The 20,486-nt window shown below is 50.5% G+C and carries 21 protein-coding genes; 13 read left to right on the forward strand and 8 right to left on the reverse strand.

From position 1 onward, the window contains the following. The first annotated feature begins 50 nt into the window (after positions 1-50). Positions 51-1,475 carry a glycogen synthase GlgA gene (glgA, locus tag H6G89_RS18100; protein ID WP_190508889.1) on the forward strand — a complete coding sequence of 475 codons (1,425 nt, stop codon included), beginning with the start codon at positions 51-53 and terminating at the stop codon, positions 1,473-1,475. A gap of 78 nt (positions 1,476-1,553) precedes the next feature. On the opposite strand, the gene H6G89_RS35760 is transcribed toward glgA, so the two are convergent. Genes H6G89_RS35760 through H6G89_RS18110 form a run of 3 tightly spaced genes read right to left on the reverse strand, consistent with a single transcriptional unit; the run spans position 1,554 to position 2,404 of the window. Continuing rightward, positions 1,554-1,682 carry a hypothetical protein gene (locus H6G89_RS35760; RefSeq protein WP_255519448.1) on the reverse strand — a complete coding sequence of 43 codons (129 nt, stop codon included), beginning with the start codon at positions 1,680-1,682 and terminating at the stop codon, positions 1,554-1,556. A 49-nt stretch (positions 1,683-1,731) separates the two neighbouring features. Beyond that, on the reverse strand, positions 1,732-2,019 hold the full coding sequence (locus H6G89_RS18105) for a hypothetical protein (protein WP_190508891.1): 288 nt from the start codon (positions 2,017-2,019) through the stop codon (positions 1,732-1,734). 10 nt (positions 2,020-2,029) lie between these two features. Then, a complete protein-coding gene (locus H6G89_RS18110) occupies positions 2,030-2,404 on the reverse strand; it encodes a hypothetical protein (protein ID WP_190508893.1) in 375 nt (124 codons plus the stop codon). A gap of 99 nt (positions 2,405-2,503) precedes the next feature. Between H6G89_RS18110 and H6G89_RS18115 the strand changes: the two genes are divergently transcribed. From H6G89_RS18115 to H6G89_RS18150, 8 genes are all read left to right on the forward strand, one after another. Next, a complete protein-coding gene (locus H6G89_RS18115; RefSeq protein ID WP_190508895.1) occupies positions 2,504-3,220 on the forward strand; it encodes a J domain-containing protein in 717 nt (238 codons plus the stop codon). A 108-nt stretch (positions 3,221-3,328) separates the two neighbouring features. After that, entirely contained in the window at positions 3,329-4,690 is a 1,362-nt protein-coding gene (der, locus tag H6G89_RS18120; protein ID WP_190508897.1) for a ribosome biogenesis GTPase Der, read from the forward strand. Between the two features lie 218 nt (positions 4,691-4,908). Beyond that, the gene (locus H6G89_RS18125; protein ID WP_190508899.1) at positions 4,909-5,850 is read left to right on the forward strand and encodes an energy-coupling factor transporter transmembrane component T family protein; all 942 of its coding nucleotides are present in this window, start codon (positions 4,909-4,911) and stop codon (positions 5,848-5,850) included. A 445-nt stretch (positions 5,851-6,295) separates the two neighbouring features. Next, positions 6,296-6,565 carry a transcriptional coactivator PipX gene (gene pipX, locus H6G89_RS18130; protein ID WP_190509028.1) on the forward strand — a complete coding sequence of 90 codons (270 nt, stop codon included), beginning with the start codon at positions 6,296-6,298 and terminating at the stop codon, positions 6,563-6,565. A 267-nt stretch (positions 6,566-6,832) separates the two neighbouring features. After that, entirely contained in the window at positions 6,833-7,516 is a 684-nt protein-coding gene (locus tag H6G89_RS18135; RefSeq protein WP_190508901.1) for a YggS family pyridoxal phosphate-dependent enzyme, read from the forward strand. Positions 7,517-8,190: 674 nt separating this feature from the next. Beyond that, the gene (locus H6G89_RS18140; RefSeq protein ID WP_190508904.1) at positions 8,191-8,784 is read left to right on the forward strand and encodes a cell division protein SepF; all 594 of its coding nucleotides are present in this window, start codon (positions 8,191-8,193) and stop codon (positions 8,782-8,784) included. Positions 8,785-8,907: 123 nt separating this feature from the next. Further along, positions 8,908-9,711, forward strand: coding sequence for a pyrroline-5-carboxylate reductase (proC, locus tag H6G89_RS18145; protein WP_199336792.1), 804 nt, complete (start codon positions 8,908-8,910; stop codon positions 9,709-9,711). 344 nt (positions 9,712-10,055) lie between these two features. Next, positions 10,056-10,400: a hypothetical protein gene (locus H6G89_RS18150; protein WP_309229982.1), complete on the forward strand. Its 345-nt coding sequence runs from the start codon at positions 10,056-10,058 to the stop codon at positions 10,398-10,400. Between the two features lie 50 nt (positions 10,401-10,450). Here H6G89_RS18150 and H6G89_RS18155 read toward each other — a convergent pair whose 3' ends face one another. Further along, the gene (locus H6G89_RS18155) at positions 10,451-11,302 is read right to left on the reverse strand and encodes a M28 family peptidase (protein ID WP_190508916.1); all 852 of its coding nucleotides are present in this window, start codon (positions 11,300-11,302) and stop codon (positions 10,451-10,453) included. 314 nt (positions 11,303-11,616) lie between these two features. Here H6G89_RS18155 and H6G89_RS18160 point away from each other — a divergent pair, with 314 nt between their 5' ends. Continuing rightward, the gene (locus H6G89_RS18160) at positions 11,617-12,207 is read left to right on the forward strand and encodes a chromophore lyase CpcT/CpeT (RefSeq protein WP_190508918.1); all 591 of its coding nucleotides are present in this window, start codon (positions 11,617-11,619) and stop codon (positions 12,205-12,207) included. A 78-nt stretch (positions 12,208-12,285) separates the two neighbouring features. On the opposite strand, the gene H6G89_RS18165 is transcribed toward H6G89_RS18160, so the two are convergent. Then, positions 12,286-13,446: an ATP-binding response regulator gene (locus tag H6G89_RS18165; RefSeq protein WP_190508920.1), complete on the reverse strand. Its 1,161-nt coding sequence runs from the start codon at positions 13,444-13,446 to the stop codon at positions 12,286-12,288. A 123-nt stretch (positions 13,447-13,569) separates the two neighbouring features. Here H6G89_RS18165 and H6G89_RS18170 point away from each other — a divergent pair, with 123 nt between their 5' ends. Continuing rightward, positions 13,570-14,637, forward strand: a complete 1,068-nt coding sequence (locus H6G89_RS18170) for an AI-2E family transporter (RefSeq protein WP_190508922.1) — start codon at positions 13,570-13,572, stop codon at positions 14,635-14,637. 14 nt (positions 14,638-14,651) lie between these two features. Beyond that, complete coding sequence (locus H6G89_RS18175) at positions 14,652-16,046, forward strand: aldehyde dehydrogenase (protein ID WP_190508924.1); 1,395 nt, start codon at positions 14,652-14,654, stop codon at positions 16,044-16,046. 67 nt (positions 16,047-16,113) lie between these two features. Here the strand turns inward: H6G89_RS18175 and H6G89_RS18180 are convergent, their stop codons facing one another. The 3 genes from H6G89_RS18180 to H6G89_RS18190 all read right to left on the reverse strand — a co-directional run bounded on the left by H6G89_RS18180 (position 16,114) and on the right by H6G89_RS18190 (position 17,985). Next, a complete protein-coding gene (locus H6G89_RS18180; protein WP_190508926.1) occupies positions 16,114-16,707 on the reverse strand; it encodes a sulfite oxidase-like oxidoreductase in 594 nt (197 codons plus the stop codon). 298 nt (positions 16,708-17,005) lie between these two features. Beyond that, positions 17,006-17,176, reverse strand: a complete 171-nt coding sequence (gene rpmF, locus H6G89_RS18185; RefSeq protein ID WP_190508928.1) for a 50S ribosomal protein L32 — start codon at positions 17,174-17,176, stop codon at positions 17,006-17,008. A 149-nt stretch (positions 17,177-17,325) separates the two neighbouring features. After that, on the reverse strand, positions 17,326-17,985 hold the full coding sequence (locus H6G89_RS18190; RefSeq protein ID WP_190508930.1) for a hypothetical protein: 660 nt from the start codon (positions 17,983-17,985) through the stop codon (positions 17,326-17,328). A 558-nt stretch (positions 17,986-18,543) separates the two neighbouring features. Here H6G89_RS18190 and H6G89_RS18195 point away from each other — a divergent pair. Continuing rightward, positions 18,544-20,451 (forward strand): caspase family protein, encoded by a 1,908-nt coding sequence (locus H6G89_RS18195; protein ID WP_190508932.1) that lies wholly within the window; start codon positions 18,544-18,546, stop codon positions 20,449-20,451. Positions 20,452-20,486 lie beyond the last annotated feature (35 nt).

Below are 20,486 nucleotides of genomic sequence, written 5' to 3' on the forward strand. Positions count from 1 at the left end.
GCTGAGCGATCGCTACAGTCAACACCACCAATTTGGGGATTTAGACAGCAATGCGAATTTTGTTTGTTGCAGCAGAAGCGGCTCCTGTGGCGAAGGTTGGAGGCATGGGAGATGTCGTCGGTGCGTTACCCAAAGTCTTAAGAAGCATGGGGCACGATGTCCGCATCTTTTTGCCTTACTACGGGTTTATGCCCGACAAGGTTGATATCCCCAAAGAGCCCGTTTGGTATGGCTCAGCCATGTTTCAAAATTTCCAGGTCTATCAAACCACGTTGCCTGGGTCAGATGTGCCGCTCTATCTCTTCCAACATCCAGCGTTCAACGCTCGCCGCATTTACTCTGGCGAAGATGAGGATTGGCGGTTCACACTGTTTGCCAATGGAGCAGCCGAGTTTTGTTGGAATTATTGGAAGCCAGAAGTTGTCCACTGTCACGATTGGCATACGGGCATGATTCCGGTGTGGATGCACCAATCGCCCGACATCACCTCTGTCTTCACAATTCACAACCTGGCATACCAGGGTCCGTGGCGTTGGAAGTTGGAGCAGATGACGTGGTGTCCCTGGTACATGCAGGGGCATAACACGATGGCAGCGGCAGTACAGTTTGCTGACATGGTGACCACAGTCTCACCGACCTATGCTCAACAGATTCAGACAGCAGAATATGGGGAAACTATTGAGGGGCTGTTGTCCTTCATCAGTGGCAAGTTGAGGGGCATTCTCAATGGCATTGATATGGATTTGTTCGACCCAACTGCCGATAAACAAATTGCCCAACCCTTCACGATCGAGACAATTGACAAACGAGCCGCTAACAAGATTGCGCTGCAAGAGGAAGTGGGCTTGGAAGTCAACTCGAAAGCCTTTTTGTTGGGGATGGTGTCACGTCTGGTCGAGCAAAAGGGCTTGGATCTGATCTTGCAGATTCTCGATCGCTTCATGTCTTACAGTGATGCTCAATTTGTCGTGCTAGGGTCAGGCGATCGCTACTATGAAACTCAACTCTGGCAACTCTCGTCTCGCTTTCCCGGTCGCATTGCAGCCTATTTCTTGCAGAGTGATGGGTTAGCCCGTCGTATCTATGCCGGATGTGATGCATTTCTTATGCCGTCACGCTTTGAGCCGTGTGGCATCAGTCAAATGTTGTCGATGCGATATGGCTGCATCCCGATTGTGCGCCGGACGGGAGGATTGGTCGATACGGTGCAGCACCATGATCCCGCTACGGGCACAGGCACGGGCTACTGTTTCGATCGCTATGAGCCACTGGATCTCTACACCGGAATTGTTAGAGCGTGGGAAGGCTTCCACTACAAGCCTGAATGGCAGGCACTGCAAAAACGAGGCATGGCAACCGACTTTGGCTGGCACAACTCCGCCAAAGAGTATGTCAAGGTCTATCACCACATTTTGGGACTGCCGGAGGAAGAACCTGAGACGCCTGAGAGTGAACCTGAGTTGGTGAGTTCTTAAACCTAAGTGAATGGTCAGTAGTAAATGGTCAATAGTCAGTAGCCAGTAGTTAATAGTTGATGGTCAATAGTTGATGGTTCATGCTCTCGCGTTCGACCCATTGACGTGATATAGCCGTAGCCACATTTGATGGGGCGGAGGCGAGTCAGGAAGCTTTCCCAGTGCCAGGGTTTGAGCCATTGTCTTTGCCTTAAGTTTTCTGACCAAAGCTATATACAGCTTTTCTGATACCGACTTAAACGGGTCTTTAGACAAATCAAGGTTTAGGAGGGGTTTGGCAATGCCAAACCCGTACAGGGTTCCGTCGCGGTTTCAATTCAAATTGGTATGAAAACCCTATAAACTCTGCATTCTTCAGGGGAAGGGAGAAGAGTGAGGGCGAGAAAAGCATACATCGTGTCATTAACCATTGACCATTGACAACTAACCATTGACTATTAACAACTGGGCTGCTGACAACTAACCATTGACAACTGACCATTGACCATTGACTGCTGACAACTAACCATTGACCATTGACTGCTGACGACTGACCATTGACCATTGACAACTTTCTACGAGGTCTTGACCGTCAAAACCGTCAACCGATAAGTGGTTTCTCCGGCTCCACGGGGAACTACTTTCAGATAATAGACTCCACGGGGAGCAATGCCTGTGGTGAATTCGGAGGCTGTTCCCGCTCGATTTAACAGGTTAACTCGACGACGATTTTGGTCGTAGACCTCAACATCTACATTCGAGCGCAATCCCGTCAAGGCGATCGTCCCGGTGCAGCGTCGTGCTACGGTAAAGCGATAAAAATCAGCCCGGTCGTTGACACCAACGGCATCATCCACAATGACGCTGTTGTCGCGAAATAAACCGAGATTACGAGCATTACCAAAGGTATTTCCAGCGAGATCCGCCTGGGTCGTTCTAATTCTTGCCATAAATGCAAACCTGTAGACACAAGAATTGTGTCAGCTTAAGCCCTCGGCGCGATCGCTGGCAACCCCGCTAATGGGGGAAGCGACGGTTAAAATAAGAGCATGACGGACTCTACTCATTACGACACGCTCGATATTCATGCGGCGGCGAGTCAGGCGGAGATCAAGCAAGCCTATCGTCGTCTGGTGAAACAGTATCACCCCGATGTCAATCAAGGCGTTGACAATCACGATCGCATTGCCAGCATCAATGCGGCTTATGAGGTCTTAGGCGATCCACAGCGTCGCCACAGATACGATCAACATCTCAGCTATCAGGCTCAGGATGGGGTTGATTATGAGGCAATTCGGCGCGATCGCCAGGAGCGCACAACTGCCGCTCAAAATAGCCATCGCCGACGCAAAACAGGACAAGACAGTGATGAGCAACTGCAACTCTGGCTCAATCGGGTCTATCAACCTGTTAATCGTCTGCTCAATCAGATTTTGAATCCTTTGCAAGACCAGATTGATGATCTGGCAGCCGACCCCTTTGATGATGAATTGCTAGAAGAATTTTTAGCGTATTTAGACGATTGCCGCGAAGACCTGCAAAAGGCTCAAGTGACCTTTCGCTCTATGCCAAACCCCTCCAATGTGGCGGGCGTGGCGGCTCACCTCTATTACTGCTTGAATCAGGTCAGCGACGGCATTGATGAACTGGAGCGGTTTACCTCCAGTTACGATGAGCATTACTTGCATACAGGGCAGGAGCTATTTCGCATTGCTAAAGGGTTGCGACGAGAGGCACAAGCGGCACTCCGAGAGATTCCCGTGTGATCAGGTACGCTTAACCCGACCAATTTTTGCAAGCCGTTAGCAGAAATCTAAGCAACAATGGAAGAAGTGCCTGAATGGGCACACAAGTTTTTTATTTTCCGTGCTGCTATGCCACTCCCTGTTGTTGCTATTATTGGTCGCCCGAATGTCGGCAAATCAACCCTGGTCAATCGCCTGGCGGGTGTAAACGAGGCGATCGTCCACGACGAAGCAGGGGTGACGCGCGATCGCACCTATAAAGAGGCATTTTGGGGCGATCGCGAGTTCTTGGTGGTTGATACAGGTGGGTTAGTGTTCGACGACGACACCGAGTTTTTGCCACTGATTCGGCAGCAAGCGATGGCAGCCTTAGCTGAGGCGAGTGTCGCGATCATGGTCGTGGATGGACAGGTTGGACCCACCGCCGCCGATGAGACGATCGCCACCTGGTTGCGGCAACAGTCGGTACCTGTGCTTTTAGCGGTTAACAAGTGTGAATCGGTAGAACAGGGCTTAGTGCAAGCGGCTGAATTTTGGAGTTTGGGCTTGGGTGAACCCCACGCTGTATCAGGTATTCACGGCAACGGCACCGGAGATTTGCTGGATCAACTGATTACCTATCTGCCATCGACTGATCAACTGGAAGAAACGAGTGAGATTCGGGTGGCCATTATTGGACGACCCAATGTTGGCAAGTCGAGTTTGCTGAATGCCTTTGTGGGAGAAAACCGGGCGATCGTTAGCCCGATTTCGGGAACGACACGAGATGCGATTGACACAGTTGTAGAGCGTCAGGGACAACGCTATCGCCTGATTGACACAGCTGGAATTCGCAAAAAGAAGCAGGTGGAATACGGCACCGAATTCTTCAGCATTAACCGCTCTTTTAAGGCGATTCGTCGTTCTGATGTCGTCCTGTTCGTGATCGATGCGCTGGATGGCGTCACAGAGCAAGACCAAAAACTGGCGGGTCGGATCGCCGAAGAAGGCCGAGCTTGCGTCATTGTCGTCAACAAGTGGGATGCGATCGAGAAGAACTCTCACACGATTTACGAGTTTGACAAGGCAGTGCGCGATCGCCTCAACTTCATGGACTGGGCAGAAACCATTTACATCAGTGCTCAGACTGGACAGCGAGTTGAGAAGATCATCGACCTGATCAATACAGCCGCTGAGCAACACAAGCGTCGGGTCAGCACCTCGGTCATCAACGAAGTGTTAGAAGATGCGGCTCGCTGGCACTCTCCTCCAGTGACGCGCCAGGGACGGCAGGGCAAAATCTACTACGGCACTCAAGTCTCTAGCCAACCCCCAACGATCGCCCTCTTTACCAATGAAGCCAAGCTGTTTAACGAAAACTATCGCCGTTATATCGAGCGACAGTTCCGCCAGAGTTTAGGCTTTACAGGTACTCCGATGCGGTTGTTGTGGCGCAGCAAGAAACTCCGTGAGGTCGAGCGCAACACGGCAAATAGAGCCACGAAGGTGTAGGGAAAGGATGAGGAAAGAGGGATGAAGGCTAAAGGATAAAGGATGAAAGATTAAGAATGAAAAATAAAAGGTGGACAATAGAGCTTGTACTATCATTGATCGGCTGTCGTTATCCTAACTTTTAGCCTTTATCCTTCATCGTTCAGGTTTATCTCTGCTTTTTATCCTTCAGCCTTCATCCTTTATCCCTTATCCCTTTATCCTTCCTCTCCTAACTCATGGATCTGCTGCGATCGCTCCCCATTGGGCTTTATTTAGAACAACCCGTCAGTTGGCTGCATCGGCTTGATCCCCGCGTGAAGTTGGTCTGGCTCCTGACGTTTCTATTAACCCCGATCGCAGCAAACCCCTACTGGCGTTTATCCCTGGTCGGTTGGTTGTTATTGCTCACGCTCACCACTTTGATTCCCTTCCGGGTTTGGCGCAACCAGATGGGGTTGGTGATCCTTTTCAGTCTGCTCATCTTTTTCGCGACGCTGTTGGCTCCGGACGGGCTGAACATTGGGCATCAACCCCGATTGCCCACAGACGAACTGTTGTTTAGCTCACCTGGCACAGTACAGGACACCACGTCATCGATCAACGTTCAAAAGCCAGCATCCCTGACTGACCTCCTCACCTCCTATCACTACGTCTTGTTTCAGCAGGGCTTTTTGCGGATCACGCGGCGATCGGTCGAGTTAGCCGTGCGAATCAGTACGCTGCTTTTTACCCTGATCTACAGCACCAATCTCTATCTTTTAACAACTGCCCCAGAGGAGATCACCGCCGGGTTAGATAACCTGTTGCAGCCTCTGCGTCGCTTCAAAATTCCGGTTACAGAGATTGTGTTAACGCTGACGTTGTCGCTGCGATTCATTCCTCTGGTGTTAGAAGAAGTGCAAAATTTGGTGCGATCGGTACGAACGCGAGCTATTAACTGGAAGAAACTTGGGTTAAGAGGTAGCACTCAGGTCTGGTTGATGGTTGCCGAAAGGCTCCTGGACAACTTATTGGTTAGGGCTGACCAAATCGCCAGTGCGATGCAGGTAAGGGGTTTTACCTCACCTGATCAACATCAGGTCAAATGGCATATTTTTCGACTATCGCGGGCAGATGGCTTAGCACTTTTGGGAGTGTTGCTGTTTTGGAGTGCCCGTTTTATCTGGGGTGGGCGATAGGGCTTTTTCCAAAACACTTCATTTTTGGGGCCTGTCAACCCTCCTAGAGGGTGATAAAGATGTTTAAAGTTAGGAATTTGGTAGCGTAGTGACACAATTTCCCATACAGTATTGAGATAAGTGTGCAATGGCTCTTTTTAAGCTTGCTTTGAAGAAAAACCATTGTCCATCGTTCATTGTTTCGGTGGAAATTGCTCCCGTTCTCTAACACTCGGTTCTGCTACGCAGGGCAGAGTGGCTCAATCAAAGCTCGTCGTCACACCATGAGGTGATTGCCCCCTGCTCTACCACGCTGATCAAGCCCTTTTCAAATCTCAGCATATTCCTCACAGGTTTCCTGAACTTTGCACATTTAAGAACTCATATTCCTCAACCCTCTGAATAGGAAAGCTCTATGTCTCCCGTTCCCTCGCTGGCACAGCAGTCCTCGGCACAATCAAAATCCATGAGCACGGAAACCTATCTCAACCATCCAACGTTTGGTTTGTTGTATAGGGTTTGTCTGGTGGAGGAATCTCAGGAACTTTTTGCGACACTGTATGCCCAACGGCTATTTTTTCTGGTGACTCACACGCCAGCAGGTTTCCAGTTTGACCCTGTGAGCCGCACTGATGCGCGGGTACTTCTGGAAAATCGTCTTCGCAACCTGCGTCGTCAGGGATTAAGCACCGAGTATGAACAGTTGCAGAAGGTGCATCGTCAGACGTTTCAATAGTTCGTCTTGTGAGTTGCTCAGTCACACAAAGTAGGACTTGAGATTCCCTTTAAACCTGCCTACACTAGTACTGCACTATGGTGAATCTGACAGAGAAGGTGTAGAGGGATGGCTGAGGGATGATTCGGTAGCTCCTCCACTCTTCTACAACGTGCTGTCATTATTCCGATGGTCAACCACTTATAGTCCCTGGTTGAAATTTGCCAATCATTCGGGGTTAACTGAGTGGGAATCCTGCTCCACTGTCTTGTTTTGTCGCTAACCTCAATGAGTGTGCCTGAATTAAAGGAAGCTATTGGCGATCGCCTCGATCACATTCGTCAAGCGGTTCCTGAATCCGTTCGCTTAATCGCCGTTAGCAAGCAAGTCTCGGTTGAGGCGATGCGAGTAGCCTACGAGGCAGGAGTGCGAGACTTTGCAGAGAGCCGCATTCAAGAAGCAACGGTCAAGCAAGAGCAACTGCAAGACCTGACAGATATTACCTGGCATTTCATCGGACATCTGCAAAGCAACAAAGCCGCCAAGGCGATCGCTCAGTTTCAATGGATTCACTCGGTTGACAACTTGAAGCTAGCACAGCGACTCGATCGACTTGCAGCAGAGCTAAACCAATCCCCTCAGATCTGCCTGCAAGTCAAAATTGTGCCCGATGCCAACAAATCCGGGTGGGCTGTCCCAGCGTTATTAGCTGATCTGCCTGCTCTGGATGCTTGCCAGCATCTCAAGATTGTTGGGTTGATGACGATTCCTCCCTATGGATTAGCCCCTTCCGACACTCTGTCTATTTTTCAGCGAACCCATGATCTCGCGGATCAAATTCGGCAGCAAACCTGGTCAAATTTGCAGATTGATCAGCTTTCAATGGGAATGTCAGATGATTACCCGTTAGCTATTCAAGCCGGATCAACAATGATTCGGTTGGGACGCATCCTATTTGGTGAACGGTCGTGATCAAGCAGTGAATCCCTGGAAAATAGATCGCGATCGCACCTCCTTTCAAGCATTAATTGGTGGTCGCGATCATTTTGATGATTAGTGGAATAAGAAAGACTTTTACCAACTGTTTAGAATTGTGAGACAAAACTTGTAAACCTTGATCTTTTCAGATCAATCTGGGAAAGATAGAGGGTTTATCACAAGCTCTACTAGAATGCGATCGCCATGCTGGTGCTGGCGGTTGCCCTGATCATGGGTAGATCATTTGTTAGAAGATCTGAAGCGATCGCTCACTCTATCTCAACACCATGATCGCTCGATCAAAGTGGCTCCAAAAAATAGTTTTCGACAGCGATCATGAGGCAATGAGTTGAAAAATTGTAGAAGAAAAGTAATATTCAATTAGTATCCGCACAAAAAAAGTCGGTTTTAGGGGAAATGTGGTGGTCAATTTATAAAATTGATGTATACTGTTGACTCAAACCAGACGCATCTTCAGAGGGTGTTCACGAATCGATGTCTTAGGCTTAAATTAGGACTCATGAACATTATTTTTTTGTTAAGTCCCCTTTGACCGCCTGAGCTAACAGGCAAGTTTTAACAAACCTGAATTCGGTCTACCTTTGCGTTTACTCTGCGTGGAGACTCAATTCCCAGCCAATCTACCTAGTCATGATGGAGCGTGAACAGTGAATAATATCTTCAGCAAGTTACGAGATTTTGTAGGGTTAAATGACCCTTCAGAATATGAATATGAGTATGAAGAAGTGGACGGGCAAGAATATCAAAACCTTTATCAGGAAGAGCATACTCAGCCCGTGCAAGAAGAAGAACCTCGTCGTCGCCGAATGCGGGAACGAGTCCTTACAACCGAATCAGGAGTTACTATGAACAGTGGTATGAGCAATGTCATTGGTATGCCTGGAGCAATCAATGGCATGTCTGAAGTGGTCGTGATGGAACCCCGCACCTTTGAGGAAATGCCTCAAGCTATTCGGGCATTGCGCGAGCGTAAGTCCGTTGTTTTGAATCTGACCATTATGGACCCTGATCAGGCGCAACGAGCTGTTGACTTTGTTGCAGGGGGCACCTACGCGATCGATGGTCATCAAGAAAGAATTGGGGAAAGCATCTTCTTATTTACACCTAACTGTGTTCAAGTCAGCACTCAACTGGGCGCGATGAATGAAGTGCCAATGCAGCAACAACCTCCAGCGGCGCGTCCTTCTCGACCCATGGCTCCGACCCCCGCATGGACAGGTGATCAGGCTCGGATGGCTTAAGTTTGCCATTCCAGTCACTTTAACGTTTGCATTGACGAGCATTGAGTCTCGTTCCCTGTTGATCAATCGGTCTAGTAACAGATTCAGGTTGCATTTGTAGTATTTCCTGAGGAGACGGCAATTCTGTTGTCAACAAAATTTGGTGTAATTGGTGGCGGGGTAATGGGAGAAGCTCTCTTATCCCGCCTCGTCGCGCAACAAATTTATGCACCGGGCGAGGTGCTCGTGAGCGACCCACAGGCACAACGACGGAACTGGTTGGCGCAACAGTACGGGGTGCAGGTTACAGACGATAATCACGCGATCGCATCAACCGCAGAGGTAGTGCTGCTGGCGATCAAACCACAGGTGTTTGATGCGGTGGTTTCTGGGCTAACTCCATCCAACCCAGGGCAACTGGTGGTGTCTATTCTGGCAGGAGTACCCCTCAGTAAGCTAGAGGCGGCTTTTCCGGGGCAACCTGTGATTCGAGCGATGCCCAATACCCCAGCCACTATAGGGGCAGGAATGACCGCGATCGCCCCAGGTCAACACGTTACCGCAGACCACATTAAGACAGCAGAAACGCTCTTTCAAGCCGTGGGAGACGTGGCGCAGGTGCCGGAGTCTTTGATGGATGCGGTGACAGGGTTATCGGGTTCGGGACCCGCCTATGTCGCGATCTTGATTGAGGCACTGGCAGATGGTGGCGTGGCAGCAGGTCTACCCAGGGCGATCGCCCTGCAACTGGCAATTCAGACGGTGCGGGGCACAGCGGAACTCGTTCAGCAATCCGACCTACACCCAGCCGTCTTAAAAGATCGGGTTACGAGTCCAGGGGGCACGACTATTGCAGGGGTCACGCAACTGGAAGAACATGGCTTTCGGGCAGGGTTGATTGCAGCGGTGAAAGCAGCAGCGCAACGCTCAAAGGAATTAGGGAGTTAATTTAATTTACTGGCTATTTAAGCTAGAAGTGACTGATGGCATAGTTAAACCATTGGAAGTGATAGAAATCGTCATCGGATTATGAATTAAATACAGCTTTGGTCAGAAAGCTTAAGACAAAGGCAATGGCTCAAACCCCGATGCTGGGAAAGCTTCCTGACTCGCCCCATCGAATGTGACTACGGCTATAAAATGCGGTTTTTGTGGAGGGGTTTGAATGCCAAACCTGTACAACACGGAATTTGCCCATGTTATTTATAGCTACCGCCACTTCATCTAGGGCAGAGTGGGTGTGGGGGCTGCGCCCCCAGCCAGGGAGCCAACCTCAGCAACCGTTCTGGTGAGTGACTGTAACTATCAAAACAGTGCGATCGCTTCCTCTGGAGAATGAGATGGATGTACCTCAGCTATTGGTGCAAGTCGTGATTGCCATTATTTGCGCCGGGATCGCTAGTATTTTGGTGCCGCGCCGCATTCCTGGTCAGTTGACTGGATTGATTTTAATCGGATTAGCCGGAGTCTGGTTTGGTGAATGGGCGTACGGGTTGCTGCGCCGACAGTATGGGCTAGATCACCCGGTGTTGCGCTTGAGTTTTGAGGGCGTGTTGATTGTGCCCGCGATCGTGGGGTCAGTCGTGGTTCTTTACCTGGTGACAACATTTCTGAAGTGGGGCAAGTATGGCGATTAGCAGCATGTGTGGAGACGGGATTAACCGGGTCTCTACCCATTCCTAAGCCTCTATAGCGATCGCAGTCCATGGGCTAATCCCTCACAAATACCCACTATAAAGTCGAGGTCGAGGGTTTCCAGGCGATCGCTGCTTTTGTGATAGTGAGGGTTTCGCATAAAGGCAGTATCCGTCACCATCAACGCTCGATAGCCCTGATCCCAAAAAGCGGCGTGGTCGCTCTGGCGAGTTTCAGGAACCAGAACCCCTCGCTGTCCAGCGGGTAACCATTCGCAGGGCACCTTTCCCACTCGATGCAGACTGCGTCGCAGGTGTAGCAAATCGGGAATCGTTGGTAGGTTGCCCACCAGCGCAATAAAGTCGCCGCGATTGGGATAGAAATACCGCAATCCAGTTGGGTAGCATTGGGAATTGGGAGTGCGATCGCGATAGCCCAACATTTCCAGTGAGAGCATGAGCCGCAACGTTTGCCCCTGTTGCTTTAACTGCATCGCATAGGCACGACTGCCAATCAAACCGAGTTCCTCCAAATCAAACGCTACAAGCTGAATCGGGTGGCGGGCTGGCTCCGCTGCAAACAAACGTGCCAGTTCCAGCAGTGCTGCGACTCCACTGGCATTATCATCGGCTCCGGGGGAGCCAGGAACAGCATCGTAATGTGCGCCGATGAGAATCAGGGGTAGCGATCGCCTGCTCTGATGCGCTTGTCCTGGCAGGTTCAAAACCCAATTGCGATGCACGCGCCCTGCCCGTGTAAACTCATGCGTTGTTACCTCGCCCCACTGCTCAAATTGTTGCTGAATATAGCTCTGCACGTAAAAGTGCCCTTCCGTTGCCAGATAGGGGTCGCGATCGCGCACCAGATGCGTCAGGTGAGTGTGCAGATTGTCTCGCAGAGCCATAAGCATTTGGATTGTGATTTTAGATTTTGGATTTTATACCGATTTAATGTTTGATTGTGGCAGATCACGGGGTAGGGGCGTTTCGCGAAACGTCCTTACGGAATCATGTGCAGCGAAGCCAATTCAAATTGGTATTAGATTTTGGATTGTGGATTTTGGATTTTAGGGTTTTAGAGTTTGGATTGTGGATTGCACAATGGGATCAGAAATAGGAGCGTTGTATGAAATATCCCTGCTGAATTTGCTGCCTGATTTGGGCATCTGGATAAGACACTTTTCAGCCAAAATCTAAAATCGTAAATCCAAAATTCTATATGGCTGATTCCCCACTGCTGATTACCCTGGCACAATGGCTCGCCGGAGAGTTTGACAATCAACTCCAGGCGCGAGAGCGACCCGTCTGGTTTGTGCATCTGAGAATGTGGCAACGTCCCCTAGCGCAACGCATCCAAGGGAAGCTGGCTTTGTTTGCCGAACAAGCCAATGTCCTCTCCCTCGATCGCCCCTATCGGCAGCGAGTGCTGACATTGCAAGAGACATCCGACGGTCTACAAGGGCAATATTGGGCACTCAAAGAACCGGGTCGCTTTCAAGGAGCCGGAGCTAATGTAGACCTGCTCAAACAGTTAAGTCATGAAGATTTGGAGAGCCTACCCGGATGTGTACTGAGGGTTCGGCAAGAGGGTCATCGCTTTGCAGCCCAACCTCCCGCCGATGCGCGTTGCTACTTTCAATATGAAGGACAAACTCGGCAAGTGGTTTTGGGGTTTCAGGTCAGTGCTGAGCAGTTTTGGAGCTATGACAAGGGAGTTGATCCAGAGACAGGGCAGGGACTCTGGGGAGCCTTGATAGGACCGTATGAGTATCACAAATGTCAGAGTTTTGCAGCGGAATTGCCGATTTAGACAACGATATTGAGTGGCAGAGGTGACTAATCGCGTCTCTGCCATCAAAATCGTCATTAGCCATTGAACCGCCCCCTATTATCGGGGTTGTTGCATGGGCAATTGCACAACGAAGATGCTGCCGTTACCGACTTCGGATTGAATGTTGATCTTGCCGTGGTGTGCTTTGACGATTTGGCTCGACAGGTGCAAGCCTAAACCACTGCCCGATCGCTTGTGGTTGCCATGCCGGAATGGCTCAAATAGGAAGGATCGATATTCTGGGGCAACACCGGGACCAGAATCCTGGACTTCAATTTTGACCCATTGAGAGCCGTTGTTGGAAGCATTGCTAGTTGGGGCAGATGTCGTGCCAAGCCGGACTTCGACAAAGCCAGTATCGGTAAACTTAATGGCGTTGCCCACCAGATTCATAAACACGCGCCGCAACTCTAAGCGATCGCCCATGATCTCAACTTCTCCAACGGTATTGAGATTGCTGCGGAGTTCTAACCCCTTGTCGATCGCCAGAGGTGTCAGAGATTGCAGGACTTCCAGCAATAGCTCTTGCATATTGATCGGGGTAAACGCCAGCGTCTTTTTCCCGGCTTCGTAGCAATAGACCTCCAGGAGCGCATTCACCATCTCCAAAAGGTTTTGGTTGCTGCGACTCATGATCACCATGGCTTCGCTCAACTCAGGTGACAGTTCACCGAGAACCCCCTGCTGAATTAGAGACAACATGCGATCGGCAGCGACAAGGGGAGTCCGCAAATCGTGAGTCAGGCGGGAGACAAAGTCTTCACGTTGACGAGCAATCTGGTCGCGCTCATCGACGCTGTGTTTGAGTTTGAGGAGCGATCGCACCCGTGCCAGCAATTCTTCAAATTCAATTGGTTTGCGAATAAAATCCTCGGCTCCGGTATCCAACCCCTGGGCAGCTCTAGGCTTGTCGTGCGCTGTGATTAACAGAATTGGAATGAACGGTAGATTTTGATTTTCGCGAATCCGGCGAGTCACCTCAAATCCATCCATCCCAGGCATCATCACGTCTAAAAGCACCAGATCGGGAGGGGATGTTTCAACAAAGGCTAATGCATCTCTGCCGTTGTCTACAATATCAATTCGATAGCCCTCTTCTTTTAAGATTGCCTGAATTAAATATGAATTATCGGGAGCATCATCCACGACTAGAATGCGATCAGGTCTTTTTGAAGGGTTTAACGGAAAAGATTGATTTGTAAAACTGAGCGTTTGCATAAATAATGGGAGGTTTTTAAGGAGCTTTTTTGTAAGAGCAGGATTTGAAAGCGATTGTCTCACTCTAGAGACGTTTTATACCTCAACCAAATGAGAGATTTTCACGCAGGGCGCAACAGAGGAATGAACTGGATTAAAACTGCCCCTCGATGGTTAGTGTGGGGATTGGCTTTCCCTATCTTGGTTCTGAATGGCTGGCTGATGCTGCTAGTGATGGACTATTTTCGATCGCCTGTCACCATTTTTATCAGTGCCACTATTCTCTCCTTTATTCTCGACTACCCGGTGCGTTGGCTACAACGTCGGCGTGTACCCCGCTTGCAAGCCGTTTTTTGGGTTGTGTTGTTGGTGCTGTCGATTGTGTTTATTCTGGCAATTACGATTGTGCCGATTGTGATCGAGCAGTTGGATGAGCTGATTAACCGCCTGCCTAGCTGGTTAGAAACTGGAAGCCAACGGCTAGAAGCGATGCAAAGCTGGGCGATCGCCCGTCGTTTGCCTGTGGATCTGAGTTGGGTGATGCTGCGGTTGCAGGATGAACTGTCAAATCAGCTGCAAGTCTTTAGTAGTCGCATTCTAACCTTTGGGTTGGGTCTGTTGGGAAGTGCCTTTGAGCTAACCCTGACCATGGTGGTGACATTTTACCTGTTGCTGTATGGCGATCGCTTCTGGCAAGGTTGGTTTCAATGGTTGCCGCCTCCCTTTAACGTCAGACTACGCCGTTCCCTGCGCTTACATTTCCATAACTACTTCATCGGTCAGGCAACGCTAGCTTCATTAATGGCAATCTTTATTACTGTTGCCTTTTTAGTGCTTCAGGTGCCCTTTGGGCTGTTGTTTGGGTTGGCGATCGGCGTGATGACTCTGTTGCCCTTTGGGGCGGTGTTTAGTATCTGGATCATCAGTTTTTTGATTGGGTTAAACAGTCTATGGCTGGGTGTGAAGGTGCTGTTTGTCGCATTACTGATCGATCAGAGTATCGAAAGTGGTATCGCTCCTCGCTTGTTGGGGCGGTTTACCGGGCTAAACCCAGTTTGGGTTCTGATTGCCCTGCTCCTGGGAGTCAGAATCGGCGGTCTATTGGGCTTATTGATTGCTGTCCCCACTGCCAGCTTTATTAAAAGCATCATTGATATGCTAAAAATCTCAGCCTCTGAGTCCACCGTTGAAGACATCGAACTTGCTCCTTAAATTCTCCTCTTCCTATGATTCAATCTGTCTCTCCGTCCGTTAGCGATCGCCTACCCACGCTCATCCAGAGCCAGCGACAGTTCTTTGCAACTGGGGCAACCAAAGACGTTGAGTTTCGGATTGCCCAACTCAAAGCCCTGCGACAGGCGATTCAAGCCCATAAAGATGCCATTTTGGAGGCACTCAAAGCGGATCTGCACAAGTCCGTGTTTGAGGCGTATGCTGCCGAGATTGGGGTGATTCGAGATATCGATCATGCGTTGAAACACATTCGCGCCTGGGTGAAGCCAAAGTCAGTGCCCGTGGGGTTGATGCAAGCACCGGGTCGTGCCCGCATTCAGGCAGAACCCCTGGGGTCGGTGTTGATCATTGGTCCCTGGAACTACCCGATTCAACTCATGATTTCGCCATTGGTGGGGGCGATCGCCGCTGGTAACTGTGTCGTGTTAAAGCCCTCAGAACTGGCACCCCGCAGTTCTGAAGTCATCGCTGATATCATTCGCAAAACCTTTGAACCACACTACATTGCCGTTGTGGAAGGTGGCATCGAAACCAGTCAGGCTGTTTTAGCACAGAAATTTGATCACATCTTTTTCACCGGGGGTACGGCGATCGGCAAAATCGTCATGGCAGCCGCCGCCCAAACCCTCACCCCCGTTACCCTCGAACTGGGCGGCAAAAGCCCCTGCATTGTCGATGCCGACATTGATGTGGAGATGACGGCTCGACGCATTGCCTGGGGCAAATTTATGAACGCTGGGCAATCCTGCATTGCTCCCGACTATCTGCTCGTGCAGCGGCGGATCAAACCTCTCCTGCTACAGGCGATCGAAGCCGCGATTTACGAGTTTTATGGCGATGATCCGGCTCAAACCGAAGACTACGGCAGAATTATCAGCGACAGACACACGCAGCGATTGACATCCCTGCTGTCCAGCGGACGCATTCTATTGGGCGGACAAACGAACCTGGGCGATCGCTACATTGCCCCCACCGTGATGGATCAGGTGCCCCCCGATAGCCCAATCATGCAGGATGAGATTTTTGGTCCCATTCTGCCTGTGCTGGAGTATGACGAGTTAGAAGAGGCGATCGCTTTCGTCAACGACCGACCCAAGCCTTTGGCTCTCTACATCTTCTCTAGAAACAAAGACATTCAGCAACGGGTGCTCAACGCCACATCATCGGGGGGAGCCTGCGTCAACGATACTTTCCTGCAAGTCGGGGTAGTTGACCTCCCCTTTGGCGGAGTGGGTGACAGCGGTATCGGCAGCTACCACGGCAAAGCCAGTTTTGATACCTTCTCTCACTTCAAAAGCATTCTCTACAAACCCTTTTGGCTCGACTTCAAAATGCGCTATGCCCCGTACAAGGACAAGATCGAGACACTAAAGAAATTTATTCGATGAATTATTAAAGTGAAGTAGAGAAGAGACGCAATTAATCGCGTCTCTTCTCTACTTCACCCTTCAACCCCTATCGGCTATACCGCTCCTCTGCCCAGGGTTCACCCCGGTGATGATAGCCATTGCGCTCCCAAAACCCTAACTCTGTATGGTCGAGAAACTCTAACCCATTAATCCACTTGGCACTCTTCCAGGCATAGAGGTGGGGCACCACAAGACGCATGGGTCCACCATGCTCGATAGGCAACGGCTCACCAAACAGGGTATGGGCAAAAAAGTTTTCTTCTCGCAAAAAGTCATCTATCGCGATGTTCGTGGTGTACCCCCCGTAGCAGTGCTCCATGATGTGAACAGCCTTGGGGTCAACATCGATGTACTTCATGAAGTCGGTTACTTTTACACCTGTCCACTGGACATCGAGTTTTGACCAGGTTGTGACACAGTGAAAATCAGCCGTGAAGTTACTCTGCGGCATCGCCATAAAATCTGACCAGCTAAAGGTCTTGTTCTGAGCAAGCCCCCACACTTTAAACTGCCAGTTTTCGGTACTAACCGTTGGGGTTTGCCCATAGGTCAACACGGGAAAGCCTTTGGCGAGGTGTTGTCCTGGGGGAACGCGATTTTGCTCGTCTGCGGTTGGTTTATGAAAGAATTTTCCGAGCATAACGTAAAGGGGTGAGGGATAGAGTTGGCGTAGATATCACAGAGCCATCCGGTTGCTGCGAACTGTCAGCTGTCGCCATCAAGGTTAGAACGGGGTGCAGGGATGGAATCCTTGGATGGGAGAAGCTCCACACCCTCTTTCTTCTCTGTTTTGACAGTTGCTCTATCTACTGTGTAGCAGAGATTTGAGCAACCCAAATTAAATAGGAATTAAAAAACAGGACACGAGGTGCCCTGTTGGTGGAGTTGATATGACGAGAGGGGTTGGAAATAAAGGATGACAACTGCATCCCAAAAAGTTACTCTTCCTCATCCTCCTCTTGGGGATAGATAAAGCTGCTGGAACGCCCCGTCAATACGGACTTGCCCAAAGACAGTGCTCTCTGGGCTTGTAGAGCTGCCTTACGACGCCAGGTTGCTCTGCGCTTATCTCGCTTTGAGTTGGATGTTTTCTTCTTAGGAACCGCCATGACCGCACACGCCAATTTTTTACAACCTTTCCATATTAATCGATCTAGGAGGTGAGTGGAAACATCAGGAAGAGATCTTACGGGAGGTCAAGGGTCTATTGACGGACAACGCCCATTGGCGATCGCCCATCCATTAATCAACGCTAACCCTAACGCAAAATCGATCGCGGCAATCCCAATTGCCCAGCAGGGGCAGCGGGCAGGTCAATGCGAACAGGGTTGCCTTCAGGAGTTTGCGGAATAGTTGTCACAGGGACATTGGTTGTGGTCGCAGGGGCATTGGCAGGGGCAGTTTGGGTGGGTTGCGGTACACCGGGAGCAGCGGGTTGAGACGCGGGAGGCACAGCCGTTGCCGTTGGCGGAATCGCATCCACAGGAACGGTTTCGTCGAGGCGCAACAACGATCTCGCACTGACAAAGTAGGTCGCCCAACGCCGTGCATCAGGACGGCTATTCCACTGAGCCCGGTTGACGTCTAACGATAGCAGGGGAGCGATCGCCCCTCCACTTTGACCCATCACGGTAATGGATACCTCTGTCACTCCCCGATTGCCACTGAAACTGCGCTGAGCAACAGTTCGAGCGGCGGCTTCTGCCCTGCGAATCATCGTGTCATAGCTTTCTCCCGCTTCTCGCTCAAGCGCAACTGCGACGCGATAGGGATAGGCTTGAGCCATGCTTGGAAACACGGCTTCGATCGCAACCCACAGTCCTAACATGCTGCCGCAGAGGGTCAGACCAAGCGACGTGAATCGATTAAAACGCGATCGTTGATTTGAGGTAGGTTTAGCATCCTTGGCAAGTGTCATGATTGACCTCCGATAGACGTTGCTCGTGATGATTAAAAAAGCAGGCTTACAGCAGATCAGGATTACAAAGGTGGGCAACTCTCGAGTTTGCTTTTTGAACTCATTGAATAGCTCCAGATAGACGGGTTCGCGCTTTGTACAGCAACTGTCGAGACAGTTGAGACAAGGGGATGTGGAGGTTGCGCCTCCAGCCAGGGGTTCCACCCCTACACTCCGTCCTTACCAACCTTTCGGTTGCTATAGATGTATTGTCTAGTCAACCCAAAAATGACTCTAATCTTTATTCTCTAGCGATCGCCCAATATAAAAATACCGAAATTGAAACCAGTCTATAGCAGTCTTCCATAATTTATGAGGCAGGTTGACGTTGAATCTATTTACTCGACCAGCAGAGATGTGATGTTTGGCGTGATTTGAGATGAAATCCGTTATGAAAATATTGCTGATCACAATTAATTAAGAGATACTATTTGGTTGAGCTATTTACTTTAGAAGTGGGTGATTGATGAAACTCTCTGGGCACCCTACTGACATAATCCTGATTTTGGGGCATCTGGAATGACAACTTACTGGGCGATCGCGATTGGTATCAATCAGTATCGATGCTTCCAACCGTTAATGTATGCTCAACGGGACGCTCAGGCGTTGTGGAGTTACTGGGCAAGTGAAGGGCATTTTTTATCAGAACACTGTTTGTTATTAACAGATGCTTCCGCTGCCATTGATCAACCCACCAGCGCACCCGATCGCGACACCATTGAAAACACCATTGAATCAGTTTGTCAGCGACTCCAACCGGATGATGTGTTGTGGTGTTTCTTTAGCGGTTATGGAGTGCGGTTTCAAGGGCGCGATTATTTAATGCCGATTGATGGCGATCCGCGTCAGGTTCCTGCAACGGGAATCCCGGTTGAGTCGTTGTTTGCGACGTTGCGGGCTGCCTCCAGCAAAAATATTGTACTGGCGTTGGATATCAACCGTAGCCAGGGGCTTTTAGATGGAGAGGGAGTCGGGCAGGAAACCATCGCTCTTGCCAACCAGTTTGGTATTCCGACTCTGCTCTCATGTCCGCCACACCAGTTTTCGCACGAGACACTGGCGTTACGTCAGGGCTTATTTACTGCCGCTCTGTTAGAGGGATTGCGCTTCCATGGCTGTGCCACAGTGGGTCAGTTAGGGCATTACCTGAGCGATCGCCTCCCTGAATTGAGCGACCACCACTGCCGTCCTCGACAAGATGCCGTGGCGATCGTTCCCCCCGCACAACAACATTTGCTACTTGTGCCAGAGCAAGCCCTGGTGATGGCAGGGGTTCCCTATGCTCAAGTATCTACCCCTAATGCTCCCGCCCCCGTTTCGGCAGGTATTGGCATCCCCAGTGCTAGACCAGTTGAGCATAAAACCTACCCCAACGGCAGTCACCCCGACACCAGACCGCCCCTCATCAACACACCCCACATCAACGGGAATGGTGCTGCGGTGAATAGCAATTCGACAGCGACATCTCCGGTATCCAACGGGGCTACCGATCATGCAGCGGGTGACGAATCGGACAGTTTATTTTGGAAACGCTGGCGACCCTGGCTGATTGGAGCGATCGCTTTTCTCATTGTGGCGGTGTTGCTACAAAACCGCGATACCTTTAGCAACGAACCATTGCCCCAACCTTCCCCTACAACAGGAGCAGCCCCTGGTTCCAGCACAACCAGTCCAGCGACCACCAATCCGGCTACACCTAATCCAGTCACAACCAATCCAGTGCTGCCCACTGGTTCCAACCTGACCGCTCAAACCTTTAACCCACCGGATACCACCTCTGATGCGGCTGCACCTACAGAGGATGGTGACTCAACCCCGCTTGGAGAATCTCCTCAGCCCGACCCAACCACCGGAGAGGTCGTTGCTCCCAGCCCTGAGCCACTGATTGATCCTCCTAATCCAACTACAACGGTCACTCCAGGTCAAAACAGTGCTTTGCAACAGACGAATCAGGCGTTGTTGCTGCAAGCCCGTGCCTCTTTGAGCCGTCCCAGAGCCTTGAGTGCAACCAATCAAGCTTCAGACTTTAGCACGGCGATTCAAATTGCCAGTCGCATTAAAGCTGGGGAACCCTATTATGCCGAAGCACAGCAAGATATCGATCGCTGGAGCCAGATCATTCTAGAGCTAGCCCGTAGCAGAGCCAGTCAACCCAACCAGGGGTCTGCTCTGGTGGCGGCTCAAAATTATAGTGCTGCCATTCGTGCCGCAGGGCTGGTGCCTACTAATCGCACTCAACTGCGTGCCACAGCTGAGCAATACGCCACTCAGTGGAGTCAGATGATTTTGAATCTGGCAAATGCTCGCGCCAGAGAAGGACGGTTGGATGTCGCCATTCGCACGGCTCAACTAGTGCCCCGCAATACGCCGAGCTATGCCGCTGCCGAACAGGCGATCGCGCAGTGGGAGTCGCAGTTGTATTACTAACAGAGTAGAGGTTGGCATACTCACCCACTTGTGAG

It is taken from the genome of Oscillatoria sp. FACHB-1407 (assembly GCF_014697545.1).
GTDB lineage: Bacteria > Cyanobacteriota > Cyanobacteriia > Elainellales > Elainellaceae > FACHB-1407.